This is a genomic window from Pseudomonas sp. Sample_10, assembly GCF_004321495.1.
Taxonomy (GTDB): Bacteria; Pseudomonadota; Gammaproteobacteria; order Pseudomonadales; family Pseudomonadaceae; genus Aquipseudomonas.
Genome location: NZ_RCOE01000240.1, coordinates 1 through 1,989 on the forward strand (window position 1 = coordinate 1; position 1,989 = coordinate 1,989).

2 protein-coding genes are annotated in these 1,989 nt (G+C 62.5%); both read right to left on the reverse strand.

Translation table 11 applies throughout. The features are described 5' to 3' along the window. The coding region (gene betA, locus D8U18_RS23770; RefSeq protein WP_131108622.1) for a choline dehydrogenase at positions 1-1,457 on the reverse strand (1,457 nt) is incomplete at its 3' end. Positions 1,458-1,671: 214 nt separating this feature from the next. After that, the coding region (locus D8U18_RS23775; RefSeq protein ID WP_131108620.1) for an aldehyde dehydrogenase family protein at positions 1,672-1,989 on the reverse strand (318 nt) is incomplete at its 5' end.

Consider the following 1,989-nt stretch of genomic DNA (forward strand, 5'->3'; position numbering starts at 1 on the left):
TCGTCGGTGCCCATCTTGCACGAGCAGGACGGGTGGAACGCGGTTTCGGCGTGCTCGCGGATGAACTTATCGAGCTGCTCATCGGTTTGCACGTCGATGCCCGGGCTGATTTCGCGGCCACGGAAGGCGTCCAGCGCAGGCTGTTGCATGATTTCACGGGTCAGGCGGATGCCGTCGCGGAATTCCTGCCAGTCCTGCTCGGTGGCCATGTAGTTGAACAGGATGCTCGGGTGCTGGCGCGGGTCCTTGGATTTGGCCTGGATGCGCCCGCGGCTCGGCGAACGCATGGAGCCCATGTGCGCCTGGAAACCGTGCTCTTTCACACCGTTGCTGCCGTTGTAGTTAATCGCCACCGGCAGGAAGTGGTACTGGATGTTCGGCCATTCGAATTCCGGACGGGTACGGATGAAACCGCCGGCTTCGAACTGGTTGCTGGCGCCGATACCGGTGCCGTTGAACAACCACTCGGCACCGATCGCCGGCTGGTTGTACCAGAGCAACGACGGGTACAGCGAGACCGGTTGGGTGCAGGCGTATTGCAGGTACAGCTCAAGGTGGTCCTGCAGGTTTTCACCGACGCCCGGCAGGTCGTGGACCACCGGAATGTCGAGCTTGTTCAGCAACTCGGCCGGGCCGACGCCGGAACGCTGCAGGATCTGCGGCGAAGCGATGGCGCCGGAGCACAGCAGCACTTCCTTGCGTGCTTTGACTTCAACGCGTTCTTCGGCGTCGCCGACCAGGTAACGCACGCCGACCGCACGCTTGCCTTCGAACAGGATCTTGTCGGTCAGGGCGTGGGTAACGATGGTCAGGGTCGAACGCTTTTTGGCCACGTCCAGGTAACCGCGAGCGGTGGAGGCACGACGGCCTTTCGGCGTTACGGTGCGGTCCATCGGACCGAAGCCTTCCTGCTGATAACCGTTCAAGTCTTCGGTGCGCGGGTAACCGGCCTGCACGCCGGCTTCGACCATGGCGTGGAACAGCGGGTTGTTGCCGGCTTTTGGCGTGGTAACGCTGACCGGGCCGTCGCCACCGTGGTAGTCGTTCGGGCCGATGTCGCGGGTTTCCGCTTTACGGAAATAGGGCAGGCAGTCCAGGTACGACCAGTCTTCCAGGCCTGGCAGTTTTGCCCAGCCGTCGTAGTCCATGGCGTTGCCGCGGATGTAGCACATGCCGTTGATCAGCGAGGAACCGCCCAGACCCTTGCCGCGACCGCACTCCATGCGACGTCCGTCCATGTGTGGCTCTGGATCGGTTTCGTACGCCCAGTTGTAACGACGGCCTTGCAGTGGAAACGCCAGCGCCGCAGGCATTTGCGTGCGGAAGTCGAAACGGTAGTCCGGGCCGCCGGCTTCGAGCAGCAGGACGGTGACGCCTGCGTCTTCGGTCAGACGGGTCGCCAGGGTGTTACCGGCCGAGCCGGCACCGATGATGATGTAGTCGAATTCTTGGGACATTGAATGCACCCTCTTTGATGTTGGTTCAGGTCGCGCGCCGAGTTGCCGATCGTTGTGGCGAGGGAGCTTGCTCCCGCTCGGCTGCGCAGCAGTCGCAAAGTCAGCGACTGTGTTGTGTCTGCATGAACGCGGTGTCTGAAGTTGGGGCCGCTTCGCAGCCCAGCGCGAGCAAGCTCCCTCGCCACAAGGGCCGCAACTTCAGAACTGCGTCAGATCAGAACACCGAGACGTAATCGCCCAGCTCGACCTGTACCGATTTGATGCGGGTGAAGTTGTTCAGCGAGCTGATCCCGTTCTCACGGCCCACGCCCGACTGCTTGTAGCCGCCGACCGGCATTTTTGCGTCGGACTCGCCCCAGGCGTTGATCCAGCAGATACCGGCTTCCAGCTGATGAATCACGCGGTGCGCGCGGTTCAGGTCGCGGGTGACGATGCCGGCGGCCAGGCCGAAGTCGGTGTCGTTGGCGCGGCGGATCACTTCTTCTTCGGTTTCGTAGGAGAGGATCGCCATCACCGGGCCGAAGATTTCTTC